General features: G+C 46.0%; 1 protein-coding gene. It reads right to left on the bottom strand.

Going from position 1 to position 237, the window contains the following annotated elements:
• The coding region (locus H5975_RS09315; protein ID WP_204785655.1) for an IS30 family transposase at positions 1–237 on the bottom strand (237 nt) is incomplete at both ends.

Raw genomic sequence — 237 nt, 5'->3', positions numbered from 1 at the left:
GGTTCTCATTACTACCGCGTTCATGTGGTGAATAAGCATGGGCAAAATAAACCGGAGTACCAGTTTGCCGTTCAATTGTCTGATAGTTAGCGAACTCTTTACCATGATCTACGGTCAGCGTCTTGAGTTTGTCTTGAAGTTGACTAGCTAGTTCAAGTACGGCTTGAGTCATGGACTGACTGTCGCGACCATGGAGCCGTTTAACAATTGTCAGGCGACTCTTACGCTCCACAAAAG

It is taken from the genome of Limosilactobacillus coleohominis (genome assembly GCF_016901675.1).
Lineage (GTDB): Bacteria > Bacillota > Bacilli > Lactobacillales > Lactobacillaceae > Limosilactobacillus > Limosilactobacillus intestinavium.
Note: the sequence above shows the minus strand (reverse complement) of the source record. Positions and strands in the feature narration are given on the sequence as shown.